Source organism: Mesorhizobium sp. WSM4837 (genome assembly GCF_055811435.1).
The window spans coordinates 1-1,653 of sequence record NZ_JBVVQE010000185.1; the positions used below are offsets into that span (position 1 = coordinate 1).

Here is a 1,653-nt window from a genome sequence, read left to right on the forward strand (position 1 = left end):
CTCGGCGGTGATGCGGTCAAAGTACCGACCTCGAAGAGAACCATGAACCTGACCCCCGACGCCCACTGCGACCAGCTTGACAACCGCGGATTAGAGGACTTCTCGGGGCATCATCCAAGATTGCTGCAGTCAAGTGGATAGGATAATTGGACTGCTCTTTCATCTCATTCTGATTTTTGATACAGGAAACTGTCAGAGATGAGGCGGTGACTTTTGAGATCAGTTTTGGAGGATGTCAGGCCGTTGCTGCGGCTGCGTGTCTTTGGCCCCATAGGGGCGTGGAGCCGAACGGGGGAGAGCATTCTACCGCGTGGCCGCAAAGCTCAGGCAATCTTGGCTTATCTCGCCATGTGCGGAGAGGCACCCGTCCCGCGCCGCCGGCTTGCTGGGTTGCTGTGGAGCACGCGCTTTGATGAACAAGCGCGTGCTAGTCTCCGGCAAGGCCTTATGGAGCTAAGGCGAAGCATCATTGCGATCGCTCCAGAGTTACTTCGTATCGAAAGAGACTATGTCTACTTGCACATCGCCGAAATCTGGATCGACGGGCTTAGCATATCGGCCCGAGACCACCGGCCAGTGTCCCAGCGAGATCCTGACATGTTTCTGGAATCTCTGCGGGGGCTCGACGCTGCATTCGACCAGTGGATCAACACAATAGTCTCGAAATTTACGATATTGGATGATATGAAAGTTTATGGAGAAGCCTGCGACGCTTATTCAGCTCGTGGACCGGGTGACGACCCCGCCATCGAGCAATCTAATGCGGAACTAGTCTCTGACCATCCCGCATGGCGAACGAACCCTGCGCCGGCTGTTCGGGCCGGTATGGCGATGCGCGGATCAGGTCGGAACCTTGAAAGCGAGCGTTAGGCTCGGTGCTTCATTCTGGTTTTCCTGGCCTGATCGATCATTTGTCCATGCGGTTCAGGCCTTCCTCACATCCCCCGACGTACCGGCTTCAGGTGCGCTGCTGAGTGATCATCAGGCACCATCGCCGGATTCCGATAATCCTCTTCTTTAGCCAGCATGGCCCAAAATCCCACGCGCCATCTTGTTGGCGAGCGCAATGGCCACGAGCATGCGCGGCTTCTTCGCATCATGCGGGCGAGCCAGGAGCCTTCGGGCGCACCCTTCCGGGATGCCCATCGGACAACAGCCATGGCTCCGATGATGAGCAACCATCGACTATCGCTTTGCCCCATCTTCGAGGTTTTTCCTAGATGTTTGATCCCAGGCTTTGATGGGGCATCCTTGTCCTCCGAATCAAGGGATGCGCTATGGGCCGGGTTCTTCATGTCTGGACGGCGCCCGCCGATCAAGGGTTTGTTTTCGGCAATGGGACGTTCGCGGGTGCGGTCATGTCTCCGGCCTGTTGGTTGCAGTACTGTGACCGCTGGCCCTGATGGTGTCCGCTGATCCTTTGGCCTGATCAAGAGAACGAGCTCGAAGCTCCGACTACGTTGCAGGCTTTCGGGATATGTCCTCGTCTGTTCCCATCACGTCATTGTCACCCTCGATTCTGGACCGCAGCCTCAGCCGTTTTTTCCGTTACGCCGTAGCGGCATAGCGTGCGTCATCACGCATGAGCGCGAAGGCGATGCGGGCGAGCTTGTTGGCGGTCGCCACGGCGACAAGCTTGAACGGCTTGGTCTC

1 pseudogene is annotated in these 1,653 nt (G+C 57.2%); it reads right to left on the reverse strand.

The annotated features are described in order from the left end of the window. Window positions 1–935 precede the first annotated feature (935 nt). Window positions 936–1,220, reverse strand: a pseudogene (locus AC0L3D_RS36565) (hypothetical protein); the annotation flags it as partial. Between the last annotated feature and the right edge of the window lie 433 nt (window positions 1,221–1,653).